The organism is Bradyrhizobium sp. USDA 3311 (genome assembly GCF_054062495.1).
Genome location: NZ_JBSSFI010000001.1, coordinates 6,368,753 through 6,393,063, shown reverse-complemented (window position 1 = coordinate 6,393,063; position 24,311 = coordinate 6,368,753). Strand labels below are relative to the sequence as shown.

Sequence of the window (24,311 nt, the reverse complement as noted above, 5' to 3'; positions counted from 1 at the left end):
GGTGGAGTTCAAAACGCCCCCTTGGAACTGCCCAACCGTCCAGAACGCGATTGGGGCGAGAGGGTTCCACGGGGCGGGAAGACTATTTCGCGGCGGGTTCCGCCTTGCCGGCCAGGTACTGCTCCAGCCAGTGGATGTGGTAGTCGCCGTTGATGATGTCGTCTTCGCGCACCAGCGCGCGGAACAGCGGCAGCGTGGTCTCGATGCCTTCGACCACCATTTCGTCCAGCGCCCGGCGCAGCCGCATCAGGCATTCGGCGCGCGTCTTGCCGTGCACGATCAGCTTGCCGACGAGCGAGTCGTAATAAGGCGGGATCGTGTAGCCTTGGTAGACGGCGGAATCGATCCGGACGCCGAGGCCCCCGGGCGGATGATATTGCAGGATCCGGCCGGGCGAGGGGCGGAAGGTCACCGGATTTTCGGCGTTGATGCGGCATTCGATCGCGTGGCCGATGACCTGGACTTCCTCCTGCCTCGCCGGCAGCTCGCCGCCGGCGGCGATGCGGATCTGCTCCAGCACGAGGTCGATGTCGGTGATGCTCTCGGTGACGGGATGCTCGACCTGGATGCGGGTGTTCATCTCGATGAAGTAGAACTCGCCGTCCTCGAACAGGAACTCGATGGTGCCGACGCCGAGATATTTCATCTCGCGCATTGCCTTCGCACAGGTCTCGCCGATCTTGGCGCGCGCGGCGGCGGAGAGGACGGGCGAGGGGCCTTCCTCCCAGACCTTCTGGTGGCGGCGCTGCAGCGAGCAATCGCGCTCACCGAGATGGATCGCGCCGCCGCGGCCGTCGCCGAGGATCTGGATCTCGATATGGCGCGGCTTCTGGAGATATTTTTCGAGGTAGACGGACGCATCGCCGAAGGCGGATTTGGCCTCATTGGCCGCCGTCGACAGCGCCATCAGGAGGTCGGCCTCGCTGTGCGCGACCTTCATGCCGCGGCCACCGCCGCCCGCCGCCGCCTTCACCAGCACCGGGAAGCCGATCTTCCTGGCGATCCCCAGCGCATCGTCGTCGGGACCGACCGCGCCGTCGGAGCCGGGCACCACGGGGATGCCGAGTTTCTTGGCGGTCTTCTTGGCCTCGATCTTGTCGCCCATCAGGCGGATATGCTCGGCCTTGGGGCCGATGAAATGCAGATTGTGCTCGGAGAGGATTTCCGCGAAGCGCGCGTTCTCGGACAGGAAGCCGTAGCCGGGATGCACGGCGTCCGCCCCGGTGATCTCGCAGGCCGCGAGCAGCGCGGGCACATTGAGATAGCTGTCCTTGGACGGCGGCGGTCCGATGCACACGCTCTCATCCGACAGGCGCACATGCATGGCGTCGGCGTCGGCGGTGGAGTGCACGGCGACGGTCGCGATCCCGAGCTCCTTGCAGGCCCTGAGGATGCGAAGGGCGATCTCGCCGCGATTGGCTATGAGGATCTTGTCGAACATGGTGTCCTTAAGGGACTGGCGCGCGAAATGCGACGGGGGCAGCTGAGCTGCCCTGGCCGTTACTCAATGATGACGAGCGGCTCACCGAACTCGACCGGCTGGCCGTCCTCGACCAGGATCTGCGTCACCGTGCCGGCGCGCAACGAGGGGATCTGGTTCATGGTCTTCATGGCTTCGATGATCAGCAGCGTCTGACCGACCGAGACCTTGCTGCCGACCTCGATGAACGGCTTGGCGCCGGGCTCCGGCGCCCAGTAGGCGGTGCCGACCATCGGCGAGGTGACGGCGCCGGGATGCTTCGACAGGTCGGCCGCCGCGGCAACAGCGGGCGCGGCCGTGGCCACCGGCAGGCCGGCGGCAGCGACCGGCATCGGCATGGTCGCGGCAACGCTGATGTTGCGGGCGACGCGCAGGCGCAGGCCCGCGCGCTCGATCTCGATCTCGGTGAGGCTGGTCTCATCGAGCAGCAGGGCGAGCTCGCGGACGAGCGCGGAATCCTCGCTGGAAAACTTTGCGGCTGCTTTGTCGTCTGGCTGGCGCGCCATGTTCTTGATCCGAATGTTCTGTGTGGGGAGGGAGCGTCAGGCTTTGGGCTTGAGGCCGAGCTTGGCGGCAAGGCCCTGGATGGCGAGGCGGTAGCCCTCGATGCCGAAACCGCAGAGCGAGGCGAAGGCCGCGCGCGCGGTGTAGGAGTGATGACGGAAGCTCTCGCGGGCGTGGATGTTGGTCACGTGCACTTCGACCGTCGGGATCTGCACAGCGAGCAGCGCATCGTGCAGGGCGATCGAGGTGTGCGAATAGCCGCCGGCATTGATGATGATGCCCTTCATCTTGCGCGCATGCGCTTCGTGGATGAAGTCGATCAACTCGCCCTCGCGGTTGGATTGACGGCAGTCGGCCTTGAGACCGAATGATGCCGCCGTCTCCCGGCACAGCGCCTCGACGTCGGCCAAGGTCGCGTGACCATACTTTTCGGGCTCGCGCGTCCCCAACATGTTGAGGTTCGGCCCGTTGAGAACGAGGATCGTGTCGGTTGCTGGTTCGGCCATTCCAATCCCGTAAGAGGTGTTTCGGCGTGGCGGGGTTATAGGTAACAAAGCGCCCTAGGGGAAGCCTTGAAGGACCTCCCAGAGGCCTTCAGGCACCTCATCCGGGGTGCAAAAACCTGTGCGGAAGCTACGGAAATTGCTTGTTAACCAGTCAAAAGCATGGCTGTCGGCCGAACGCAAAGGGGCGGGCATCGCTGCCCGCCCCTGAGGTTGCCGTCATCCGGCCTTAGACGTCGAGGATCGCGACGATCTCATAGGTATTCGGATCGATGATCACGATCTGCTCGCGGACCAGCACGTAGCGGTAGCTGCGCCACTCCGGATAGATCGACACGACGCGGGACGGCAGGGCATGCAGCTCGATACCCTCGCGCGGCACGCGGGTGCCGACCGCGATCGAGAAGTTCACGTTGGTCACGGGGGCCACGCGCTCCTCGCGGATCACGGACGTGATCTGGGTCCGCTGCTCGGTCGAGAGCTTGGCGGCAGCGCCGGCCTGGCCGACCGTCGTCGAGGACGAGGTCGAGCTCTTGCCCTCGGCCTTCATGTCGGTCGAGGTGCCCGAGCCTGGGCGGTTCTCGGCGTTGCTCTTGGTGGACGTGCCGGCCTTGTTGTCCTCAGCCTTCATGTCCTTGTGGTCCTTGGCGCCGGACTTGGTCGTATCCTGGCTCATGCTCTTGGACTTGTCCTGCTGCGACTTGTCCATCTGACCCTGCGCGCGTTCGTCGGTACGCTGGCCCTTGGTCGCGCCGGCCTTGTCCTCGGCGGCGTTCTTGTGCGTCGCGCCGCCCGGGCGCTCGTCCTTCATCGCGCCGGGCGACTTGTCTTCCGCGGCCGCACCCGGCTTCGAGGCGCTGGCGCCGCCAGCCTGACCGACGGTGCCCTTTTCCTTCGTCACGGAGTCCTTGCCCGTGGCGCCGCGCTCGGCCGCACCGCCCGACGGCTGTGTTTGCTGCGCGGGCTGCGCGCCGGCGCCGCCGCTCTCGCGGTTCATGGTGCCCTGTGCGTTCGCCAGTCCGGTGCCGGCGACGAGTGCAAGCGCGGCAACAGAGATCATAAAGCGGTTCAACATTTAGATTCTCCTCACGTGTTTATTTGCGTCATTGCCCGCGCCAACAACGAAAGGAGATATCGGTTGTTCCGGAACATCGGCGGTTCCGCGGCATTTGTTTGTTGAACGCCGGATGAATGATTGTGCCGGATCGCGCCATTGTTTGGCGCAGCAAAAAGGCCGGCTTTTCAGCCGGCCTCGTTGCGTGCGTGAGTTGTGAAGCGCGTGATCAGCAGGTTGCCTTGCCGCAGCGGGCAACGCCGATCTTCTCCTTGAGGCCTTCGAGACCGATGGCGCCAATCACGATCTGCTTGCCGATCACGTAGCTCGGCGTGCCGTTCATGCCCATCGCCTCGGCGAGCTTGAAGTTCTCCTCGATGGTGGCGCGCACCTCGGGGCTGGCGAGATCCTTCTCGATTTTCGCGGTGTCGAGTCCGGCCTCCTTGGCCGCCTGCAGCGCGCGTGCCTTGTCGGCCGCGCCGCGGCCGCCGAGCAGCTTCTGGTGGAAGTCGAGATATTTCTTGCCGGTGGGATCCTGCATGCGCACGGCGACGGCGACCTGGGCGGCCTCGACGGAGCCCTGGCTCAGCACGGGAAACTCCTTCAGTACGACCTTCAGCTTCGGATCGCTCTTCATGAGATCGAGCATGTCGCCCATCGCGCGTTTGCAGTAGCCGCAATTGTAGTCGAAGAACTCGACGAAGGTGACGTCGCCCTCCTTGTTGCCGAGCACGACCTGGCGCGGCGAGTTGAAGATCGCGTCCGCGTTCTGCGCGATGCTGGCCTCGTGCTTCTGGGTTTCCGCCGCGGCCTGGCGCTTGCTGAGCTCGGTCATCGCCTCCTCGAGCACCTCGGGATGGGTGACGAGGTAGTTCTTGATGATCGCCTCGATGTCGGTGCGCTGGGCATCGGAGAAGCTGTCGGCCGACGCGGGCGCGGCTGCGCCGAACATGGCGAGCGCAAACAGCGCGGGAGCAAGCAGACGCAGCGAAGGCATAGGCAAATCCTCTTATCCAAAGCAGGTTTCGGAAAACGTCCCGGCGGGCTCAAGGCTCGGTGTCGTGACGTCGTGGTGTCTGGCGTCGTTCTGGCTAGTTGCGCGGCGGCTTGGCTGCCACGATGTCGTCGGCCTTGACCCATCCGGGCGTGCCGACGGCGAAACGGGTTTTCGCGCGCGTGGCGAGCTCGCGGGCGGTCTTGTTGTCGCCGCGCAAGTAGGCGGCCTGCGCCGACGCGAGATCCGCCTCGGCATAATCTCCCTTCCGGCCATAGGCCATCGCGAGCTGGGTATAGCCTAGCGGCGCCTCGGGCTCCCGCGCCACCGCGGCGCGGAGAATCCGAACGGCATCGTCGGTGTAGGCCTTATTATCGGTTCCAACCAGAGCCTGCCCAAGTAACATCTCGATGAGGGGCGAGTTGCTCGATAGCGCGACGGCCTTGCGCAGGGCAGGGATCGCCTCGGCCGGCTTGCCGCTCTCGAGCAGGGCCTGGCCGCGCACCTCGTAGAAGTACGGGTTGTTCGGCTGGACCTGGATCAGTGCGTCGATCTGGGCGAGCGCGCTGCGCAGATCGCCGTGCAGATAGGTGCTGATGGCGCGGGCATAGCGTGCCGGCAAGCTGTCGTTGGTCTGGGGATAGCGACGGTACACCGTCTCCGGCCGCTCCATGAAGGCGGAGATCTTGGCGCGCACCATGTCGTGGCGGAGCTGGAGTGCGGGATCGTCCTTCTTGTCCCAATAGGGGCTGGAGCTGGCGAACTCCTGGAGCGAGGCGACGCGTTCGGCGGGCATCGGGTGCGACTGGAGATAGGGATCGGCGCCGCGCGCTGCGAACAGGCTCTCGCTGGTGAAGCGCTTGAACGTCTCGTACATGCCCTTCGGCGACTGCTGGGTCGCGGTCAGGAATTTCACGCCGGCGCGGTCGGCGTTCTCCTCCTGCTGGCGCTGATAGGACAACAGCGTGCGGCGGATCATCTCCTGCGGTCCGGCGATCGCGGCCGCGCCGGCATTGGCGAGGCCGTTGTTGCCGGCGTTGCCGCCGCGGGCGCTGCCTGCGGCGATCGCGCCGGCGCCGAGCAGCATCGCGATGATCATCTGGGTCTGGGCGCTGGCGAGCTGCTCGCGCAGCTTGGACAGATGGCCGCCGGCCAGATGCCCGGTCTCGTGCGCGAGCACGCCGATGATCTGGTTCGGCGTTTCCGATTGGAGGATCGCGCCGTAATTGACGAAGATGCGGCGGCCGTCCGCGACGAACGCGTTGAACGAGCCGTCGTTGATGATCACCATCTGGATGTTCTGCTTCTCCAGACCGGCGGCGCGCAGGATCGGGCGGGTATATTCGCGCAGCAACTGCTCGGTCTCGGTGTCGCGCAGGACCGGCGGGCCCTTCTGCTGTGCCTGCGCCGCCGGGAGCGGCAGCAAAGCGATCGCCGCGGCGGTGACGACGGCGGTGAGGGCGGAGGCCTTTTTGCGCAATGCGATCTGGAGCAACATCAAGCGGTCTTGGTCAAGCGGTCTTGGCAAGAGATCTTGGCAAGCAGTTTCGTGATTGGTTTTGGCGATTGGCGGCGGACCGGATACGCGATATGGCCTATGAGCCTTACCCCTTATGAGCCGTACAATGCGGCCAGTCTGGGGCGCAAGCGCCCCGTTTCCCGGACCGGACGGGCCGGTCCGCCAGCGAAATAGCAGAAATCGATGCACGATGCGACATTGAGGAACCGGTTGGGGCAGTGGCTCGAGCCCTCCCGCCGTAGCGATGTTCCCCCGTTCATGGTCATGGACGTGATGGCCGCGGCGGCCCGAATCGAGGCCGCCGGGGGCCATGTCATCCATATGGAGGTCGGCCAGCCCGCGGCCGGCGCGCCGAAGACCGCGATTGCGGCCGCTCACGCGGCGCTCGAGGCGGGACGGATCGATTATACCTCCGCGCTCGGCATCCCCAGCCTGCGCGAGCGCATCGCGCGGCACTATCGCGATGCCCATGGCTGTGACGTCAGCGCCGAGCGGATCGTGGTGACGACGGGCTCCTCGGGCGGCTTCATCCTCGCCTTCCTGTCGATGTTCGAGCCTGGCGACCGCGTCGCCGTGACAGTGCCGGGCTATCCGCCGTACCGCCACATCCTCACCGCGCTCGGCTGCGAGCCGGTGCTGATCGAGACCACGAACGAGACGCGTCACGCGCTCACCGGCGAGGCGCTGCTTGCCGCCCATCGCAAGGCGCCGCTGAAGGGTGTGCTGGTCGGCAGCCCCGCCAATCCGACGGGAACGATGATGTCCCGCGAGGCGCTGTCCGGCCTGATCGCGGCGGCCGAAGACGCCAAGATCCGCTTCATCTCGGACGAGATCTATCACGGGCTCGACTATGCGTTTCCGGCGGTGACGGCGGCGGCGCTGTCGGACCACGCACTCGTGATCAACTCGTTCTCGAAGTATTTTTGCATGACGGGCTGGCGCGTCGGCTGGATGGTCGTGCCGGAGATCCTGGTGCGGCCGATCGAGCGGCTGCAGCAGAACCTGTCGATCTCGGTGCCGTCGCTGTCGCAGATCGCGGCCGAGGCCGCCTTCGACGGCGCGGCCGAAATGGAGGAGATCAAGCACGGCTATCAGGAAAACCGGCGCATCCTGATCGAGGGATTGCCCAAGGCCGGCCTCACCAGGTTCCTGCCGGCCGACGGCGCCTTCTATCTCTATGCCGATGTCTCGGACTTCACCTCCGACAGTTTCGAGTTCGCCAAGCAGATGCTGGAACAGGCCCATGTCGCGGCAACGCCGGGCCTCGATTTCGATCCCATCCATGGCCGCTCGTTCATCCGGTTCTCTTATGCGCGTTCGGCGGCGGAGATGCGGGAGGCCGTTGACCGGATCGCTCACTGGCTTAAATAGCCGGAAGTTTTCGTCCCACCTCCGGAGTTCATCTTGTCTGACCGATCCGTCCCGTCCGCTGCTGCACCGCATTCTCCTCTCGCCGCATTGATGTGGCCAACCCGGCCGGGTGAAACCGTGGGTGCACTGCGCGCCTTCGTGCTGGTCGCGCTCGGCACGGCGCTGCTGGCGCTGTCGGCCAAGGTGAACCTGCCGCTGCCTTACGTGCCCATGACGTTGCAGACGCTGGTAGTGCTGATGATCGGCGCCGCCTACGGCTGGCGCCTTGGCAGCGCAACCATGATCGCCTACCTCGCCGAAGGCGCGCTCGGCCTGCCGGTATTCGCAGGTCCCGTGGGTGGAATTGCGCCGCTGGTCGGCCCGACCGCCGGCTATCTGTTCGGCTTCATCGCTGCGGCTTTTGTGACCGGCTGGCTCGCCGAGCGCGGCTGGGATCGCAGCGTGGTGTTGCTGTTTGCCGCGATGGCCGTTGGCCATATCGTCATTCTGGCCGCCGGGTTCGGCTGGCTGGCCTTTGGCCTCGGTCTTGGCGCGTCCAAGGCCTGGCAGGTCGGGCTTGCGCCGTTCATCGCGGCCTCGCTGGTCAAGAACGCGCTGGGCGCGACGCTGATGCCGGCGGCTCGCCGGATCGTCGATCGCCGCGGGTAAAGCGCGCAAGAACGAGCAGTTCCAATTGACAGGGCCGGCCAAGTTGATCTTGGCTGGCCCGGCGTTTCGAGGGGGAGTGAAACAATGACAACGACAACGATGGCGGGGACGCCGGTCGCGCCGTCCGCAGCCAAGCCTTGGTACAAGGTTCTTTACGTCCAGGTGCTGATCGCCATCGTGCTCGGCGCCATCGTCGGCTGGCTCTGGCCGACGGTTGCCACCAACGACTGGATCAAGGCGCTCGGCGACGGCTTCATCAAGCTGATCAAGATGGTGATCGCCCCGATCATCTTCTGTACCGTTGTCTCGGGCATCGCCCACATCCAGGACGCCAAGAAGGTCGGACGCATCGGCGTCAAGGCGCTGGTCTATTTCGAGGTCGTCTCGACCTTCGCCCTGGTGATCGGACTCATCATCGGCAACCTGGTGAGGCCGGGCGCGGGCTTCGGCAACGCGGCGGCAAACGAGGCGGCCGTTGCGACCTACGCCAAGCAGGCCGCCGGTCAGAAGTCCGTCGACTTCGTGCTGCACATCATTCCGGACACCGTGGTCGGCGCCTTCGCCCAAGGCGAGATCCTCCAGGTGCTGCTGTTCTCGGTGCTGTTCGGCTTCGCGATCATGAGCCTCGGTGAGCGCGGCCACACGATCCGCTCGTTCATCGACGATGCCGCGCATGCGGTGTTCGGCGTCATCTCCATCGTGATGCGCGCGGCGCCGATCGGTGCGTTCGGCGCGATGGCCTACACCATCGGCAAGTTCGGCACCGGTGCGATCCTCAATTTGATCGGGCTGATCGCGACCTTCTACGTCACGGCCGCGCTGTTCGTGTTCGTCGTGCTCGGCATCATCGCGCGCCTGGCCGGCTTCTCGATCTTCAAGTTCCTGGCCTACATCAAGGACGAGCTCCTGATCGTGCTCGGCACCTCGTCGTCGGAAAGCGCGCTGCCATCCTTGATGGAGAAGCTGGAACGGCTCGGCTGCTCCAAGTCGGTGGTCGGCCTCGTGGTGCCCACGGGCTACTCGTTCAATCTGGACGGTACCAACATCTACATGACGCTGGCGACGCTGTTCATCGCGCAGGCACTCGGTTTCGATCTCTCCTTCGGCCAGCAGCTCACGATCCTGGTCGTGGCGATGCTGACGTCGAAGGGCGCCTCCGGCATCACCGGCGCGGGCTTCATCACGCTGGCCGCGACGCTTGCCGTGGTCGATCCGCGCCTCGTGCCGGGCATGGCGATCGTGCTCGGCATCGACAAGTTCATGAGCGAATGCCGCGCGCTGACCAATCTCTGCGGCAACGGCGTGGCCTGCGTGATCGTCGCCTGGTGGGAGGGTGAGCTCGACCGCGACAAGCTCAACGCGGGGCTGAGCCGGCAGATCGATCCGACCGACATGGAAACGGCGATCACGACGGACTGATCCGCAGGCTGCCGACGGCGGCGCTGAGCGCCGTCAGGCCTGGAAATAATAGGGCTGGTCGAGATCCTCGATCAGCCCTTTTTCTTGCGGCGCCCAGCCGAGCAGGGCGCGCGTCTTCGCGCTCGAGGCCGGAACGTCGATGCCGGCAAATCGCGCGAACCAGCCGAAATGCTGCTCGGCTTCATCAGTGGATTTCGAGACCACGGGCACGCCGAGCCGTTTGCCGATCACCTCCGCGATCACCTTGAACGGCACGCCGTCCTCGGCGATCGCGTGATAGCGGCGAGCGGATGCACCGTGCTCCAGCGCGAGCCGATAGACGCGTGCGGCGTCGACGCGATGGGCAGCTGGCCAACGGTTCATGCCGTCGCCGATATAGGCTGCGGCTCCTTTCTCGCGAGCAATCGCGATCAGGCGCGGCACAAAACCGTGATCACCCTCGCCATGGGTTGTGGGCGGCAACCGCACGATGCCGGCGCGGACGCCGCGTTCCCTGAGATCTTCGGCGGTCGCTTCCGAGACGCGCGGAAAGTGGCGGGCCGCCGCATCGTCCTCGGTCGCGAGCCGCCCGGGCGCAAGCAATGCCACGCCCGACGTGACGATGAGCGGACGCTCGGAGCCCTTCAGCGCCTCGCCGAGCGCGAGGATGGCGCGGCGGTCGAGCTCGCAATTGTCTGCGAATTTCGAGAAGTCGTGGTTGAAGGCGAGGTGGAGCACGCCATCGGAGGCGGCCGCACCGCTGCGCAGGGAGGTGTGGTCCTCCAGCGAGCCGCGATGGACCTCGGCTCCCAACGCGGTGACGGCGGCCGCTCCTTCATCCGTCCGGGCAAGACCGGTGACGCTGTGGCCGGCGGCGATCAGGTCCCGAACGACGGCGGAGCCGACGAAGCCGGTGGCGCCAGTGACGAATACACGCATGAGCAGTCTCCAGGGATCGGAATAGGGTTGGTGGAGAGAACCATCTGCGCTAGGGTTATCCGGGTAAAGTAGTGACCTTATCGGGGTATAATAGCTAACAGGATGAGCGAAACCGCTTCGGCCGAAAACCTGCTCGGGGCCTATCTGAAGGATCGCCGCACCCGGCTGGATGCGGCCGCGTTCGGCCTCAGCGGCAGCCGCAGGCGTACGCCCGGGCTGCGGCGCGAGGAGGTGGCGCAGCGCGCCAATATCAGTCCGACCTGGTACACCTGGCTTGAGCAGGGCCGGGGCGGGGCGCCATCGGCCGACGTGCTCGACCGCATCTCCCGCGCCCTGATGCTGACCGATGTCGAGCGCGAGCATCTGTTCCTGATCGGCCTCGGCCGCCCGCCCGAGGTGCGCTACCAGGCGAGCGAAGGCGTCTCACCGCGACTGCAGCGCGTGCTGGATGCACTCGCATTCAGCCCGGCGCTGGTGCGGACCGCGACCTGGGATGTCGTCGCCTGGAATCGGGCCGCGACCGCCGTGCTGACGGACTATGGCGCGATCCCGCCGGGACAGCGCAACATTCTGCGCTTCATCTTCTGCGATCCGCGCGTGCGTGCCGCGCAGTACGATTGGGACAGTGTGGCCCGCTTCGTGGTGGCGGCGTTTCGGGCGGACGCCGCCCGCGCGGGCGCGGTCTCGCATGTCGCCGATTTCGTCGACGAGCTCTGCCGCACCAGTCCCGAGTTCGCGGCGCTCTGGCGCGACAACGACGTGCGCCATCACGGCGATGGCACCAAGCGGCTGCGGCATCCCGTTCACGGCACCATGTCGTTCGAATATTCGAGCTTCAATGTCGAGGGCCGCTCCGATCTCAGCATGATCGTCTACAATCCGGCGACGCCTGAGGATGCCGACCGCATCAGGACGCTGCTGGCCGAGCGCGCCGACTGATGGAATTGCCGCCTCGCGCGTTGCATCTGACCGCTGCCGCGCATCTCAGTCGCGCTCGCCCTGCGCGCCGCGACGCCGGCAGCTAGAACCGCTCCGGCCGGTACGGCGTCGGATCGATTGCCGGCGTCTCGCCGCTCATCATCTCGGCGAGCAGGCGCCCGGTCGCAGGGCCAAGCGTAAAGCCCTGGTGGCCGTGGCCGAAATTCATCCAGAGGCCGGGGTGAAGCGGGGCGGGGCCGAGCACCGGCAGCATGTCGGGCGTGCAGGGGCGGGTGCCGAACCACGGATCGGGCTCGACGCGTTTGCCGAGGTCGATCAGCTCCCGCGCGGAGGCTTCGGCGCTGGCGAGCTGCACCGGCGTTGCAAGCGCGTCGGGGCTCGTGAGCTCCGCGCCCGTGGTGATGCGGATGCCCTTGGCCATCGGCCCCATGGCGTAGCCACCGGCCTTGTCGATCAGCGGCAGGTCGAGCGAAGCGCCGCCGCTGTAGTGCATGTGGTAGCCGCGCTTGCGCACCAGCGGAATGCGATAGCCGAATTTGTACAACAGATCGGGCGACCACGGCCCGAGTGTCACGACGGCCGTCGCGGCATCGATGCGTCCCTGATCGGTATCGACCGACCAGCCGGCTGCAGTCTGCCGCAGCGACTGCGCATCACCGAGCACGATCCTGCCGCCGAGGCGCTCGAACAGCTCGGCATAGGCTGTCACCAGCGCGCCGGGATCGGACACGGTCCAGGTGTCGAGCCAATGGATCGCGCCCGGAAGATCGTCGCGCAGGACCGGCTCGGCCTTGGCGAGCTCGCTGCCCGAGAGCACACGAAAGTTCACGCCGAACTCGTGCTGGTCTTCCTCGGCGGCCTTGATCGAGAGATCCAATGCAGCGGCGTCGCGATACAGCGCCCGGTATCCGGCGCGGCGAATGAGATTGTCGGCGTGGGCCTCGCGAATGAGAATGTCGTGCTCCGCCGTCGCATAGGCGATCAGCCGGGCCCAGGCGTCGATCGCCTCACGATGCCGCTTCGGCGCCGAATGCCACCAGTAGCGGAGCAGGGGCTCGATATGGAGATGCAGCGACGACAGGCTGTAGCGCACGTCGTTGGTGCGGCCGGTCGCGATCTTCAGGAGCGAGGCGAGGTCGCGCGGCATCGGATAGGGGCGGACAGCTTCCGCCTGGATCATCCCGGCATTGCCGTAGCTGGTCTCGCGGCCCGGCTCCCTGCGGTCGACGAGCGTGACGGTCCAGCCGCGCTGCCGCAGGTGCAGCGCCGCGCTCACGCCGATCATGCCGCCGCCGAGAACGATCGCGCTTTGCATGGGCAGAATGCTCCTGTCAGGCCGGTTGTGCTACGAGCTTCGGCTGCGCCGTGCTGATGGTTGCCGCGACCACGACGGACAACGCCGTCATCGCCACCAGGAAGCCGAAGGCGGCATCGAACGATCCGGTTCCGGTCACGATGAAGCCGATCGCGACGGGGGCGACGAAGCCCGCGCTCTGGCCGCCGAGATTGACCATGCCGACGCCCGATCCGATCTGGTCGTCGCGGAGCAGTTTGGTCGGAAGCGCAATCACCGAGGCCAGCACGAAGGATTTGAAGAAGTAGACCAGCGACTGGAACGCGATCAGCATCGTGATCGTCTCCGACTTGTACATGGCGTAGAGGAAGATGCCGGTCAATGCGGAGCTGCCGATCAGCAGGTATTTTTCGCGCTCGGAGAAGAACGTCGTCATCACCCAGCCGCCCATCGCGGTCGCGATCGTCGCCATCACGAACGGGATCGGCGCCAGGACGCCGACGGTCTTGAGGTCGAGCCCGCGCTGCTGGAGCAGGTAGAGCGGCATCCAGGAATCCAGGCCCTTGTTGACGCAGCTGAGACCAAACCACACCACCATCAACTGCCACAGCAGCGGATTCTTCATGAGCTCGCGCATCGGCGCGCGGCTTTCGGCCTTCACTGGCGCGCCTGCATCGGCCTTGCCCGGGCGTCCCAGATAGGGGACGAAGACGAAATAGACCACCGCGAAGACGATGCCCGCGATGCCGATGGCGTTGAAGGCATGGCGCCAGCCGAGCCAGAGGATCAGCGGGGCCATGATCAGCGGCGCGACCATGCTGCCGGCATAGTTCGACGACAGCAGCAGTCCCGACATCTTCGGCCGGCTGTCCTTCTTGAACACTTCGGCGATGGCGCGGATGCTCGCCGGCGGAAAGCCGCCCTCGGCGATGCCGAAGATGAAGCGGATCGCGATCAGCGATGTCAGCGACCAGGCAAGGCTCGTGAACGCCGTGAACAGCGACCACATCACGATGGTGACGATCACCACATATTTCGAGCCGAAGCGGTCGGAGAGCCATCCGCCCGGCACCTGCATCGCGGCATAACCGAGGAAGAATGCGCTGATGACGATGCCGAGATCGGCGGCCTGCAGATTGAAGTCCTTGCCGATCTGCGCCAGCGCCAGCGAGATCGCCGCGCGGTCGATGTAGGAGATGCAGTAGGCGATGTAGAGCAGGACGAAGGCAATGACGCTGGTTTTCCTCGGCAGTTCCGTCATGCTCGTCTCCGTTGCGCCGGCGGTGCATCCAGGGCTGGTGTCGGGTTATTCCCAGGTGAGGAAACCGGGCGCGGCCGACAGCGGCGGCGCTGCGGCGAGCCGCGCCAGGTCGGGCACCGGCCGGCACAATTGCGCATCGCCCGCGAACGCGGCCTCGATGCTCGCGGCGACCGAAAGCACGATGGCGTCGCCGCCGCGCGGGCCGACGATCTGGAGACCGAACGGCAGGCCGGCTTCATCGAGGCCGAGCGGAATGCTGATCGCGGGGTGGCCGGGAAGCGTCACGGCATAAGCGAGCGCGAGCCAGTGGAAATAGGATTTGGTCGGCACGCCGTCGATCTCGGCGGGATAGAGCTCCGACCAGGGGCGCGGGCTCAGCGTAATGGTCGGGCTGATCAGCACATCGCAAGTTTCAAAGAAGGTCTGGTAGGCGCGATAGATCCGCGTCTGCGTCGTGGCGGCGCGCCCATGATCCTCGAGCGTGTAGCTCAGGCCTTCCTCGACATTGGCGCGGACATTCGGGCCGAGCATTTCGGGACGCTCTTTGTAGTTCTTCCCGTGCATCGCCAGGAACAGGCCGGCGCGCAGAACCGCGAACGCGTCGTCGGCGCCGGAGCAATCCGGCGTCGCCTCGCGGCAGTCGGCGAACAGCGGCGCGAGCCTCGCCACACGATCGCGGAATACGCGACGGATGGCCTGCTCGGTCGGGGCGAAGCCAAAGTCCTCCGTGAAGGCGAGGCGCAGCTTGCCAAGGTTCGCGGGACGCGGTGCGGCCCAGCGTTCGGCGCGACTGCGCACCGGCTCGCCGGGCAGCGTATAGGCCAGGGGATCGCGGACATCGTCGCTCGCCATCACCGACAGCATCAGCGCGGTGTCGGCGACATTGCGCGCCATCGGTCCGTCGGTCGACAGGTTCGACCAGCCGAAGGCGCGCTTCTCGCTGGCCACGAGACCGTAGGACGGGCGCATGCCGACGATGCCGGAGAAGCCTGCCGGATTGCGCAAGGAGCCGCCGGTGTCCGAGCCCGAGGCGAGCGGCGCCATGCCACAGGCGAGCGCCACCGCCGAGCCACCGGAGGAGCCTGCTGCCGAGCGCATGGGATCGAAGGGATTGCCGGTTGCGCCGAACACCGGATTGCGGGTGTTGCCGCCGGCCGCCCATTCTGGCGTGTTGGTCTTGCCGAAGATGATGGCGCCGGTTGCGCGGAGCCGCGCGACCGAGCCCTGGTCGGCGACCGGTACATTGTCGCGCAACAGGGGGCTGCCATAGGTGGAGCGCAGCCCGGCAGTGTCCTGGGTGTCCTTGATCAGCACCGGAAGGCCGTGCAGTGCGCCGCGATCCTCGCCGCGCAGGATGGCGGCTTCGGCGGCCGTTGCCGCCTTGCGCGCGCCTGATACGTCCAACGTCACGACGGCATTCACGGCAGGATTGATGGTGGCGATGCGCGACAGGCAGGCCTCCAGCAGCTCGACGGGCGAGATCGCCCGCGCGGCCAGCAGGCGGCGCAGCTCAACGGCGCTGGAATCGCAAAGTCCGGACAATGCCAATCCCCTTTCAGATTATGAAAACAATTTAGCATATCGGAAAGTGAAGGCGACGCACCAATAATCGTCAAAGCGGGGCATTTCGTGCCCAAATGCTGGCGCTGCTGCCCAACGGGTCGTCAAATGGGCCCCTCAAGGGACGTCTTGGCCGAAAAGGTTAGACGGATAGGCCAACAATATTTCCATCGCCGTGGTAGGATTGCTGCATGAGCGAGATAACGACGCCCGAAGGTGCCAATTCCCAGCTCGGCCAATGCCTCAAGGCGGCGCGCCAGGCCCGCGGCCTGACGCTCAAGCAGGTCGCGGAGCGCACTGGCATGGCGCTGTCGACCCTGTCCAAGGTCGAGAACGGCCTGATGTCGCTGACCTACGACAAGCTGCTCCAGCTCACCTCCGGCCTGAAGATGGAGATCGCCGAGCTGTTCAATCCAGCGGTCGCGGCGCCTGTGCAGGGCCGGCCGGTCACCGCGCGGCGGAGCATCAGCCGGGCCGGGCAGGGGCAGGTGATCACCACGAAATTCTATACCTACACCTATCAATGCACCGATCTGATCGGCAAACGCATGGTGCCGATCGTGGCCGAGGTTCGTGCGCGCTCGCTGGAGGAGTTCGGCCCGCTGCTGTGCCATGGCGGCGAGGAATATTTCCTGGTGACGAGCGGACGCGTCGCCGTCCACACCGAGTTCTACGCGCCGGAGATCCTCGGTGAGGGCGACGGCATCTATCTCGACAGCACCATGGGCCACGCCTACCTCAACGCCGGCGAGGCAGCTTCCGCAAAAGGCGTTTGCCTCTGCACCAGCGAGGCGCCCGATCTCTACGACCAGCTCCGCCAGATCGCCTCGCGCGATGTGGCGCCGCTCGGTAATGACGAGCTGCCCCCATAGCGGATTGGCGAGCGGTGAAACGAAAAACGCCCGGCATGGCCGGGCGTTTTTTATTCTGTGTCCGACTTTATTCGCCGCCGCCGAAACGGCGGGACCACCAGCCGGCGCGGCGCGGGGCGGCCGGCGTTTCGCTTGCCGCTTCGGGTGCGGGCGCAGGTGCCGGCGGCGCGACCGGCTCGCTCGCCTGCGCAACCGGCGTTGCGGGCTCACTCGGGCTGCTCGACAGGAAGCTCACCTTTTCCCTGACTGTGGAGCGACGCCGCGCGGCCTTCTCGTCAGCGGGCTCTTCTTCCGCCGTTACGACAGCAGGAGCTGGCTCCGGCTGAGCCGGCGCCTCGGCCTGCACTTCGGCACGCAACTCAGGCGGCGCGATTTGCGGCTCGGCGGTGTGCTCGGCCTGCGCGATCGAAGGCGCAGCCTCGCCGCCAAAGCCGTCGAAATCGGCCACCGCTTCGGTCGCTTCCGATGGTGATTGGGTGCCGAGCTCGTCGCCGATGGAGCCGGCAAGACCTTCCTCGCCGCCCCCACGCCGACGGCGTCCGCCTCTGCGACCACGCCGGCGCCGGCGCTCACCGCCGCCCTGCTGCTCGCCACGGGCTGCCTGTTCCTCGCCTTCCTCACCGTCCTGCTCGGACTCGGCGTCCTCTTCGGACTCGCCAGCGACCATTGCCGGCTCGGGAAGCGTGGGCGCGCTATCCTCGCGCAACTCGCCGTCGCGCTGGCCACCGCGGCCGCGCCGACGACGGCGGCGCTTGCGGCGCTGTCCGTCCTGCTCGGGGGCCGCCTCGCCGGCAGCCTGCTCTTCAGTGAGACCTTCGGTCTCCTCGGACTCGATCTCGGATTCCAGCTCCGGATCGAACTCCTCGTCGTCATAGGCCTCTTCAACCACCGGGGGCGGGCTTGCCGCGGCCTGCGCCGCGAGCAGCGCCTTGGCGGCTTCGAGCGTATGCACCTGCTCGCCGCGATCGATGAGGTAGGCCTGCGGTCCGCTGACGCTCGGGTCGGCGATGACCGCCAGGGTGACCTTGAAGCCGTTTTCGAGGTCGCGCAGATGGCCGCGCTTGTGGTTCAGCACGTAGAGCGCGACGTCGGTGCGGGTACGGACCACGAGATTGTGGGTCGCGCCCTTCATCAGGATCTCTTCGAGGCCGCGCAGCAGCTGGAGCGCAACCGAGGACACCGAGCGGACATGGCCGGTGCCGCCGCAATGCGGGCAGGGATCGGTCGAGGATTCCAGCACGCTGGCACGGATGCGCTGGCGCGACATCTCGAGCAGGCCGAAATGCGAGATGCGTCCGACCTGGATCCGTGCGCGGTCCTGCCTGAGGCAATCGGACAGCTTGCGCTCGACCGCCCGGTTGTTGCGCTTCTCGTCCATGTCGATGAAGTCGATGACGATCAGGCCGGCGAGGTCGCGCAGGCGGAGCTGGCGGGCGACCTCTTCGGCCGCTTCCAGATTGGTCTTGAGCGCGGTGTCCTCGATATGGTGCTCGCGCGTCGATCGTCCGGAGTTGACGTCGATCGAGACCAGCGCCTCGGTCTGGTTGATCACGATGTAGCCGCCGGAGCGCAGCTGCACGGTCGGCGAGAACATCGCGTCCAGCTGGCTTTCGACGCCCATGCGCGAGAATAGCGGCTGGCCGTCGCGATACTGTTTCACCGCGCTGACGTTGGCGGGCATCAGCATCTTCATGAAGTCGCGCGCTTCGCGGTAGCCGGATTCGCCGGCAACCGAGATCTCGTCGATCTCCTTGTTGTAGAGGTCGCGCAGCGAGCGCTTGATCAGCGAGCCTTCCTCATAGACGAGGGTCGGGGCCTGCGACTTCAGCGTCAGGTCGCGCACCGTCTCCCACATCCGGATCAGGTATTCGAAGTCGCGCTTGATCTCGGGCTTGGTGCGGGCGGCGCCGGCTGTGCGCAGGATGATGCCCATGCCCTCGGGCACGTCGAGATCCTGCACCACTTCCTTCAGACGCGAGCGGTCCTGGGCGCTGGTGATCTTGCGGCTGATGCCGCCGCCGCGCGCGGTGTTCGGCATCAGCACGGCGTAGCGGCCGGCGAGCGACAGATAGGTCGTCAGCGCTGCGCCCTTGTTGCCGCGCTCTTCCTTGACGACCTGCACCAGCATCACCTGGCGGCGCTTGATGACTTCCTGGATCTTGTACTGGCGGCGCGGACGGAAGGTGCGCTCCGGCACTTCCTCCATCACATCGTCGCCGCCGACGGATTCGACGACTTCCTCTTCGGCTTCCTCGCCGTCGTCATCCTCGTCGTCGTCGTCCTCGGCCGCCGCGTCAGCGTCGTGATGCGGAGCTTCGGTGCTTTCGCCGGCAGCGTACACGGCATCAGCCGGTTCAGCGGCGGCGGTTACGGCTTCGGCCAGAGCCTCTGCGTGCGCTTCGGAGGTCGCCTCCTGCGGTTCGGCAACGGCCTCGGTCGCGACCACCGGTTCGGCGCCAAAGGCCGCGACAGGCGCGGGCGTCTCGTCGGCATGATCGTGGTCGTGATGATCGTGCCCGCCGTCATGACCATGGTCGTCATGATCGTGAGCGTGATCGGGATGATGGTCGTCGTGCGCGTGTTCATGGTGATCATGATCGTGGTGATCATGTTCGTGGTGGTCATGGGCATCGTGCTCGCCGTGATGCTCCGCGTCGGCGTGCAGATGCTCGCCCTCTTGCGGAGCGCCCTCGGCGTGCTCAGGCAGGATCTGGCCCTCGACCGGCTGCACCGCGGGATCGGCGCTGGCGTCGAGGCCTTCGACGATGTCGCTGCGGACGCGTTCGCCGTGACCGCGGCGGCGGGCGTTGCGGTGACGCGAGCGGCGGCGGCCGTGCGAGCGGTTCTCGCTCTCTTCCTCGGCTTCGCGATGGGCCTGTTCCTCGGCCTCGATCAGCGCCTGCCGGTCGGCAACCGGGATCTGGTAGTAGTCGGGATGGATTTCGCTGAAGGCGAGGAAGCCGTGGCGGTTGCCGCCATATTCGACGAACGCGGCCTGGAGCGAGGGTTCGACCCTGGTGACCTTGGCGAGGTAGATATTCCCGCGCAGTTGCTTGCGTTGCGCGGTCTCGAAATCAAACTCTTCGACGCGATTGCCGCGGACCACGACGACCCGGGTCTCCTCCGGGTGGGTGGCATCGATCAACATCTTGTTGGGCATGTCTTAACTCTTGACGGCGGCGGGCGCGATTCACCGTGGGCGCGTATCGCGCCGCCGGGAGACGCGACGGTCCACCTGATTCGGGGGTGAGGGGAAGGCCGAAACGCCGTCTCTCGCGCCTTGCCGGACCGGAAGCCTCAGGGCCGTGGCGGCGCGCGGGATTATCACTCCGCAGCGTCGCGAATGGTCCTTCAGAATTCGTCGGCACAGTCTGGCGCATCAAGCGTCGGCCCGTATGAAACATTGGGCGGCGGGGCCGCCCCTCAATCAGTTGCTGCTGGCCAGGCATGGCGCGAGCGCGCTCGCCTTGGGGATCACGAACCGCTCCCTTGGGATCAAGGGACCGGGTAATGGGTTACGTCGCTGTCCGAACCGTCCCGGAAAAGTGGTACCCGGGAACCGTCCGCCGCCGGGGCTTGGCCCGCTCCACCTCGCTGCCGCGCACCGCGCTGGTCTTAGAGGAGAACGGAAAACGCTGGAATTCCCAAACCTTGAGAGTTCCGGCGCTGCACCGGGAGGCTGAATGCGACACAACCGAAAATATCGGCCGTCAGCATTCCGTACATACGAGGAATGGGGCATCCGTGCAAGGGAGCGTCGCACGGCGGTCACAGTCAGCGAGTTTCGCGCGCCTGTCATTAAGGATCGATTAACCCTGTGGTTCTATTGCGTTAAACAAGCTGCTCGGAGGCACGAAATCGGTGGCGAGCCGCGCAAAACAAAGAGTCCTGCTGGGATGCGTGCTTCTGTGCGCCGCGGCATTGCCATATGCTGATTCCTCCCGCCTGAGCGCCGCGGAAAGCCAGCCGCAACCCTCTGCTGCGGTAGCGAATTTTCCAACCGCCTCGGCCGCCCGGCTGGCCGGCGACGGCAAGCAGACCCGCTTCATCCTCGACATCGACCGGACCGTCAGCTTCCGCGCCGTCACGCTCGCCGACCCGTACCGGGTGGTGGTGGACGTGCCCCAGGTCAATTTTCAGCTGCCCGCGGGGACCGGGTCCGGCGGGCGGGGACTGGTCAAGGCCTTCCGCTACGGGCTCGTCATGCCCGGCGGCTCGCGAATCGTGTTCGACCTGACGGGGCCGGCCAAGATCGCCAATTCCTACGTGCTGGAGGCGGCCAACGGCCAGCCGGCCCGGCTCGTGCTCGAGCTGGAGGAGGTCGACCGCGCCGCCTTCGTGCAATCGCTCGCCCCGGAAAACCGCCCCGAGCTGCGGCCCGCGATCGCCGATGCGCCGCCCGCCACGGTCCCCGCGACGGCGGGCCCGGAAACGGCGCAGCAGAAGGCCGATGGCCGGCCGATCGTGGTGATCGATCCCGGCCATGGCGGCATCGACAACGGCACGCAGTCGAGCGGCGAGAGCGAGAAGAACCTGGTGCTGGCCTTTGGCCTGGCGCTGCGCGACCGGCTGGAAAAGGCAGGCAAATACCGTGTCGTGATGACGCGCAACGACGACACGTTCATCCCGCTCAATGACCGGGTCAAGGTCGCCCGCAACATCAAGGCGGCGCTGTTCGTCTCGATTCATGCCGATGCGCTGCCGCGCGCCGAGGGGGATGCCCAGGGCGCCACCATCTATACGCTGTCCGACAAGGCGTCCGACGCCGAGGCCCAGCGTCTGGCGGACGCGGAAAACCGCGCGGACGCGATCGCCGGCTTCAATCTCGCGGAGGAGCCCACCGACGTCGCGGACATCCTGATCGATCTGACGCAGCGGGAAACCCGCACGTTTTCAAACCGTTTTGCGCATGTGCTGATGGGCGAAATGAAGTCGACGGTGCGGATGCACAAGCATCCGCTGAAATCGGCCGGTTTCCGGGTGCTGAAGGCACCCGACGTGCCGTCGGTGCTGGTCGAGATCGGTTATGTCTCCAATAAGGGCGATCTCGAGCATCTGGTCTCCGAGGGATGGCGATCCCGTGCCGTGGGCGCGATGGCGCAAGCCATCGACGGGTTCCTGGCCAAGCGGCTGGCGACCGCCGGATCGTCGAATTGACGACCGAGGGATCGTCGAATTGAGAGAATTGACGAAGGGTTTTTCCGTCCCGCCGCAAAAGCCCTAGTTTGGCCACAGCGGGCGATTTATAAAAACGCCGCAGGGGGTTCCGGAATCGGCGAGAATCCCGTTCGGCGAGCGTCTTAGGTCCGGCACTGACGTAATTGAGTAGGCCGGTGAATGCGCGACGTGAGGTTGGCGCCTGTTTTTGAGCGCCAAGGGGCTGATACTGGGCTGATCCAGAGTTTGAACGGATAAACAGATAATGCGCTTGCTGGTGCGGTTCATGGGCTTCCTGTTCGCCGCGGGAACGGTGGTGTTCCTTGTCGGTGTCGGGGCCGTGGCAGGCCTGATCTGGCATTTCTCCAAGGACTTGCCGGACTACTCTCAGCTTCAGGATTACGAGCCGCCGGTGATGACGCGTGTGCACGCGGTCGACGGTTCGCTGCTCGGCGAGTACGCCAAGGAGCGACGGCTGTATCTGCCAATCCAGGCCGTGCCCAAGCTCGTGATCAACGCGTTCCTCGCGGCCGAGGACAAGAATTTCTACGAGCACGGCGGCATCGACTACACCGGCATGGCGCGCGCAGGTCTGGTCTATATCCAGAACTACGGCTCCAACCGGCGTCCGCAGGGCGCTTCCACCATCACCCAGCAGGTCGCCAAGAACTTCCTTCTGACCAACGAGGTCTCCTTCGCCCGCAAGATCAAGGAAGCCTTGCTGGCGATGCGGATCGAGAAGACCTACTCGAAGGACAAGATCCTCGAGCTGTATCTGAACGAGATCTATCTGGGCCTCGGTGCCTACGGCATCGCGGCCGCCTCGCTGGTCTATTTCGACAAGTCGGTGAACGAGCTGACGGTGGCGGAGGCCTCCTATCTGGCGGCGCTGCCGAAGATGCCGGCGACCCTGCATCCGGTGCGTAACCGCGACCGCGCCATCGAGCGCCGCAACTATGTGATCGACCGCCTCCAGGAGAACGGCTGGATCAAGCAGGCCGACGCCGACAAGGCGCGCAAGGAGCCGCTGGCCGTCACCAACCGGTCCAACGGCGCCCACACCTTCGCCGGCGAATATTTCGCCGAGGAAGTCCGCCGCGACATCTTCGAGCGCTACGGCGAGAAGAAGCTTTACGAGGGCGGTCTGTCTGTCCGCACCACGCTCGATCCGAAGATCCAGGTGATGGCGCGCAAGACCATGGTCGCCGGCCTCGTCAACTATGACGAGCAGCAGGGCTATCGCGGCGCCATGAGCAAGCTCGATATTTCGGGCGATTGGGGCGTGAAGCTCGCCGAGATCAAGTCGCTCTCCGACATCTCGCCGTGGCGCATGGCGGTGGTGCTGGAGACCAGCGACCAGTCGGCGCGCATCGGATTCCAGCCGAGCCGCGAGCTCGGCGGCGCCGTCAGCAAGCAGCGCGAAACCGGCCTGATCACGCTCGACGGCATCAAATGGGCAAGGGCGGCGACCGGCCCTGCGAAGGGCAGGGCGGCAACGGCGGTGTCGCAGGTGCTCCAGCCCGGCGACGTGATCTACGCCGATCCGCTCTACAAGGACGGCAACCCGGTCGAGGGACAGTACCGGCTACGCCAGATCCCCGAAGTGTCCGGCGCGATGGTGGTGATGGACCCGTGGACCGGCCGCGTGCTCGCGATGGTTGGCGGCTTCTCGTTCGACCAGAGCCAGTTCAACCGCGCCACCCAGGCCTACCGGCAGCCGGGCTCGTCGTTCAAGCCGATCGTCTATTCGGCCGCGCTCGACAACGGCTATACGCCCTCGACCGTGGTGCTCGACGCGCCGATCGAAATCGACCAGGGCCAGGGCGCCGGCGTATGGCGGCCGGAAAACTTCTCCTCGGGCAAGTTCCAGGGGCCGGTGACGCTGCGCAACGCGCTGCGGCAGTCGCTCAACACCGTGACGGTGCGCCTCGCGCAGGACATCGGCATGCCGCTGATCGGCGAATATGCCCGCCGCTTCGGCGTCTATGACGAGCTGCCGAACTATCTCTCCTACGCGCTCGGCGCCGGCGAGACGACGGCGATGCGCATGGTCACGGCCTACTCGATGCTCGCCAATGGCGGTCGCCGCGTGAAGCCGACCCTGATCGACCGTATCCAGGATCGCTACGGCCGCACCATCTTCAAGCACGACCAGCGCGAATGCCGCGGCTGCGACGCGCCGGGCGGCTGGAAGAACCAGAACGAACCGCAGCTGATCGACCGCCGCGAGCAGGTACTCGACTCCATGACCGCCTATCAGATCACCGAACTGATGGAGGGCGTGGTCCAGGCCGGTACCGCGACCGTGGTCAAGGAGGTCGGCAAGCCGATCGCCGGCAAGACCGGTACGACCAACGAGGCCAAGGACGCCTGGTTCGTCGGCTTCTCGCCCGACGTCGCCGTCGCGATCTATATGGGCTACGACAAGCCGCGTGCGCTCGGCAAAGGCAACGCTGCGACCGGCGGCCATCTGGCTGCTCCCATCGCGCGTGATTTCCTTAAGCTCGCGCTCGCCGACAAGCCGGCGGTGCCGTTCAAGGTGCCGGCCGGCATCAAGCTCGTGCGCGTCGTCGCCAAGACCGGCATGCGCGCCGGCCCGGGTGAGACCGGCGGCACCATCCTCGAAGCCTTCAAGCCGGGCACGGCGCCGCCGGACAATTATTCGGTCATCGGCGTTGCCGACGCCGACGGACGCGGCGGCGTGCCGGCGTCGCAGCAGCAGCAGCCGGATTCCGGCTTCTTCATGCGGCCGGGCACCGGCGGGCTGTACTAAGGCTTAGGACAAGGCAGACGTTTGTCGCGGCGGCGGTTGCGCTTT

General features: G+C 66.1%; 18 protein-coding genes. 7 read left to right on the top strand and 11 right to left on the bottom strand.

The genetic code is table 11. The features are described 5' to 3' along the window. Nucleotides 1-82: 82 nt before the first annotated feature. From accC to ACVWW6_RS30770, 6 genes are all read right to left on the bottom strand, one after another. Entirely contained in the window at nt 83-1,441 is a 1,359-nt protein-coding gene (gene accC, locus ACVWW6_RS30795) for an acetyl-CoA carboxylase biotin carboxylase subunit (protein ID WP_011087063.1), read from the bottom strand. A gap of 59 nt (nt 1,442-1,500) precedes the next feature. Continuing rightward, nucleotides 1,501-1,986 carry an acetyl-CoA carboxylase biotin carboxyl carrier protein gene (accB, locus tag ACVWW6_RS30790; protein WP_011087064.1) on the bottom strand — a complete coding sequence of 162 codons (486 nt, stop codon included), beginning with the start codon at nt 1,984-1,986 and terminating at the stop codon, nt 1,501-1,503. Between the two features lie 36 nt (nt 1,987-2,022). Next, a complete protein-coding gene (gene aroQ / locus ACVWW6_RS30785; protein WP_011087065.1) occupies nt 2,023-2,490 on the bottom strand; it encodes a type II 3-dehydroquinate dehydratase in 468 nt (155 codons plus the stop codon). 226 nt (nt 2,491-2,716) lie between these two features. Next, nucleotides 2,717-3,562: a DUF1236 domain-containing protein gene (locus ACVWW6_RS30780; protein WP_456681951.1), complete on the bottom strand. Its 846-nt coding sequence runs from the start codon at nt 3,560-3,562 to the stop codon at nt 2,717-2,719. Between the two features lie 208 nt (nt 3,563-3,770). Beyond that, a complete protein-coding gene (locus ACVWW6_RS30775; RefSeq protein WP_011087067.1) occupies nt 3,771-4,538 on the bottom strand; it encodes a DsbA family protein in 768 nt (255 codons plus the stop codon). Between the two features lie 94 nt (nt 4,539-4,632). Continuing rightward, nucleotides 4,633-6,033, bottom strand: coding sequence for a M48 family metalloprotease (locus ACVWW6_RS30770; RefSeq protein WP_011087068.1), 1,401 nt, complete (start codon nt 6,031-6,033; stop codon nt 4,633-4,635). 204 nt (nt 6,034-6,237) lie between these two features. On the opposite strand from ACVWW6_RS30770, the gene ACVWW6_RS30765 reads away from it, so the two are divergent. From ACVWW6_RS30765 to ACVWW6_RS30755, 3 genes are all read left to right on the top strand, one after another. After that, nucleotides 6,238-7,425, top strand: coding sequence for a pyridoxal phosphate-dependent aminotransferase (locus ACVWW6_RS30765; protein ID WP_028171231.1), 1,188 nt, complete (start codon nt 6,238-6,240; stop codon nt 7,423-7,425). A gap of 90 nt (nt 7,426-7,515) precedes the next feature. Beyond that, nucleotides 7,516-8,073: a biotin transporter BioY gene (locus tag ACVWW6_RS30760; protein ID WP_011087070.1), complete on the top strand. Its 558-nt coding sequence runs from the start codon at nt 7,516-7,518 to the stop codon at nt 8,071-8,073. An 84-nt stretch (nt 8,074-8,157) separates the two neighbouring features. Next, a complete protein-coding gene (locus ACVWW6_RS30755) occupies nt 8,158-9,492 on the top strand; it encodes a dicarboxylate/amino acid:cation symporter (protein WP_060911831.1) in 1,335 nt (444 codons plus the stop codon). 33 nt (nt 9,493-9,525) lie between these two features. Here the strand turns inward: ACVWW6_RS30755 and ACVWW6_RS30750 are convergent, their stop codons facing one another. Further along, entirely contained in the window at nt 9,526-10,410 is an 885-nt protein-coding gene (locus tag ACVWW6_RS30750; RefSeq protein WP_404522463.1) for an SDR family oxidoreductase, read from the bottom strand. A 102-nt stretch (nt 10,411-10,512) separates the two neighbouring features. Between ACVWW6_RS30750 and ACVWW6_RS30745 the strand changes: the two genes are divergently transcribed. Next, nucleotides 10,513-11,349: a helix-turn-helix transcriptional regulator gene (locus tag ACVWW6_RS30745; RefSeq protein WP_271557292.1), complete on the top strand. Its 837-nt coding sequence runs from the start codon at nt 10,513-10,515 to the stop codon at nt 11,347-11,349. Between the two features lie 82 nt (nt 11,350-11,431). Here the strand turns inward: ACVWW6_RS30745 and ACVWW6_RS30740 are convergent, their stop codons facing one another. From ACVWW6_RS30740 to ACVWW6_RS30730, 3 genes are read right to left on the bottom strand one after another with little or no spacing between them, the layout of a single operon-like run. Continuing rightward, nucleotides 11,432-12,664 (bottom strand): NAD(P)/FAD-dependent oxidoreductase, encoded by a 1,233-nt coding sequence (locus ACVWW6_RS30740; RefSeq protein ID WP_456681950.1) that lies wholly within the window; start codon nt 12,662-12,664, stop codon nt 11,432-11,434. A gap of 16 nt (nt 12,665-12,680) precedes the next feature. Continuing rightward, nucleotides 12,681-13,904 carry an MFS transporter gene (locus tag ACVWW6_RS30735; RefSeq protein ID WP_456681949.1) on the bottom strand — a complete coding sequence of 408 codons (1,224 nt, stop codon included), beginning with the start codon at nt 13,902-13,904 and terminating at the stop codon, nt 12,681-12,683. A 45-nt stretch (nt 13,905-13,949) separates the two neighbouring features. After that, the gene (locus ACVWW6_RS30730) at nt 13,950-15,446 is read right to left on the bottom strand and encodes an amidase (protein ID WP_456681948.1); all 1,497 of its coding nucleotides are present in this window, start codon (nt 15,444-15,446) and stop codon (nt 13,950-13,952) included. 209 nt (nt 15,447-15,655) lie between these two features. Between ACVWW6_RS30730 and ACVWW6_RS30725 the strand changes: the two genes are divergently transcribed. After that, nucleotides 15,656-16,336, top strand: a complete 681-nt coding sequence (locus ACVWW6_RS30725; RefSeq protein ID WP_456681947.1) for a helix-turn-helix domain-containing protein — start codon at nt 15,656-15,658, stop codon at nt 16,334-16,336. A gap of 67 nt (nt 16,337-16,403) precedes the next feature. Here ACVWW6_RS30725 and ACVWW6_RS30720 read toward each other — a convergent pair whose 3' ends face one another. After that, on the bottom strand, nt 16,404-19,496 hold the full coding sequence (locus ACVWW6_RS30720) for an Rne/Rng family ribonuclease (RefSeq protein ID WP_456681946.1): 3,093 nt from the start codon (nt 19,494-19,496) through the stop codon (nt 16,404-16,406). A 701-nt stretch (nt 19,497-20,197) separates the two neighbouring features. On the opposite strand from ACVWW6_RS30720, the gene ACVWW6_RS30715 reads away from it, so the two are divergent. After that, entirely contained in the window at nt 20,198-21,493 is a 1,296-nt protein-coding gene (locus tag ACVWW6_RS30715) for an N-acetylmuramoyl-L-alanine amidase (RefSeq protein WP_028171238.1), read from the top strand. 265 nt (nt 21,494-21,758) lie between these two features. Further along, nucleotides 21,759-24,266, top strand: a complete 2,508-nt coding sequence (locus ACVWW6_RS30710) for a penicillin-binding protein 1A (RefSeq protein ID WP_161535066.1) — start codon at nt 21,759-21,761, stop codon at nt 24,264-24,266. The last annotated feature ends 45 nt before the right edge of the window (nt 24,267-24,311 follow it).

What these genes read in the sequence shown, in the direction of transcription:
- accC (WP_011087063.1), bottom strand. Translation starts at nt 1,441, where the DNA reads ATGTTCGACAAGATCCTCATAGCCAATCGCGGCGAGATCGCCCTTCGC.
- accB (WP_011087064.1), bottom strand. Translation starts at nt 1,986, where the DNA reads ATGGCGCGCCAGCCAGACGACAAAGCAGCCGCAAAGTTTTCCAGCGAG.
- aroQ (WP_011087065.1), bottom strand. Translation starts at nt 2,490, where the DNA reads ATGGCCGAACCAGCAACCGACACGATCCTCGTTCTCAACGGGCCGAAC.
- ACVWW6_RS30780 (WP_456681951.1), bottom strand. Translation starts at nt 3,562, where the DNA reads ATGTTGAACCGCTTTATGATCTCTGTTGCCGCGCTTGCACTCGTCGCC.
- ACVWW6_RS30775 (WP_011087067.1), bottom strand. Translation starts at nt 4,538, where the DNA reads ATGCCTTCGCTGCGTCTGCTTGCTCCCGCGCTGTTTGCGCTCGCCATG.
- ACVWW6_RS30770 (WP_011087068.1), bottom strand. Translation starts at nt 6,033, where the DNA reads ATGTTGCTCCAGATCGCATTGCGCAAAAAGGCCTCCGCCCTCACCGCC.
- ACVWW6_RS30765 (WP_028171231.1), top strand. Translation starts at nt 6,238, where the DNA reads ATGCACGATGCGACATTGAGGAACCGGTTGGGGCAGTGGCTCGAGCCC.
- ACVWW6_RS30760 (WP_011087070.1), top strand. Translation starts at nt 7,516, where the DNA reads ATGTGGCCAACCCGGCCGGGTGAAACCGTGGGTGCACTGCGCGCCTTC.
- ACVWW6_RS30755 (WP_060911831.1), top strand. Translation starts at nt 8,158, where the DNA reads ATGACAACGACAACGATGGCGGGGACGCCGGTCGCGCCGTCCGCAGCC.
- ACVWW6_RS30750 (WP_404522463.1), bottom strand. Translation starts at nt 10,410, where the DNA reads ATGCGTGTATTCGTCACTGGCGCCACCGGCTTCGTCGGCTCCGCCGTC.
- ACVWW6_RS30745 (WP_271557292.1), top strand. Translation starts at nt 10,513, where the DNA reads ATGAGCGAAACCGCTTCGGCCGAAAACCTGCTCGGGGCCTATCTGAAG.
- ACVWW6_RS30740 (WP_456681950.1), bottom strand. Translation starts at nt 12,664, where the DNA reads ATGCAAAGCGCGATCGTTCTCGGCGGCGGCATGATCGGCGTGAGCGCG.
- ACVWW6_RS30735 (WP_456681949.1), bottom strand. Translation starts at nt 13,904, where the DNA reads ATGACGGAACTGCCGAGGAAAACCAGCGTCATTGCCTTCGTCCTGCTC.
- ACVWW6_RS30725 (WP_456681947.1), top strand. Translation starts at nt 15,656, where the DNA reads ATGAGCGAGATAACGACGCCCGAAGGTGCCAATTCCCAGCTCGGCCAA.
- ACVWW6_RS30720 (WP_456681946.1), bottom strand. Translation starts at nt 19,496, where the DNA reads ATGCCCAACAAGATGTTGATCGATGCCACCCACCCGGAGGAGACCCGG.
- ACVWW6_RS30710 (WP_161535066.1), top strand. Translation starts at nt 21,759, where the DNA reads ATGCGCTTGCTGGTGCGGTTCATGGGCTTCCTGTTCGCCGCGGGAACG.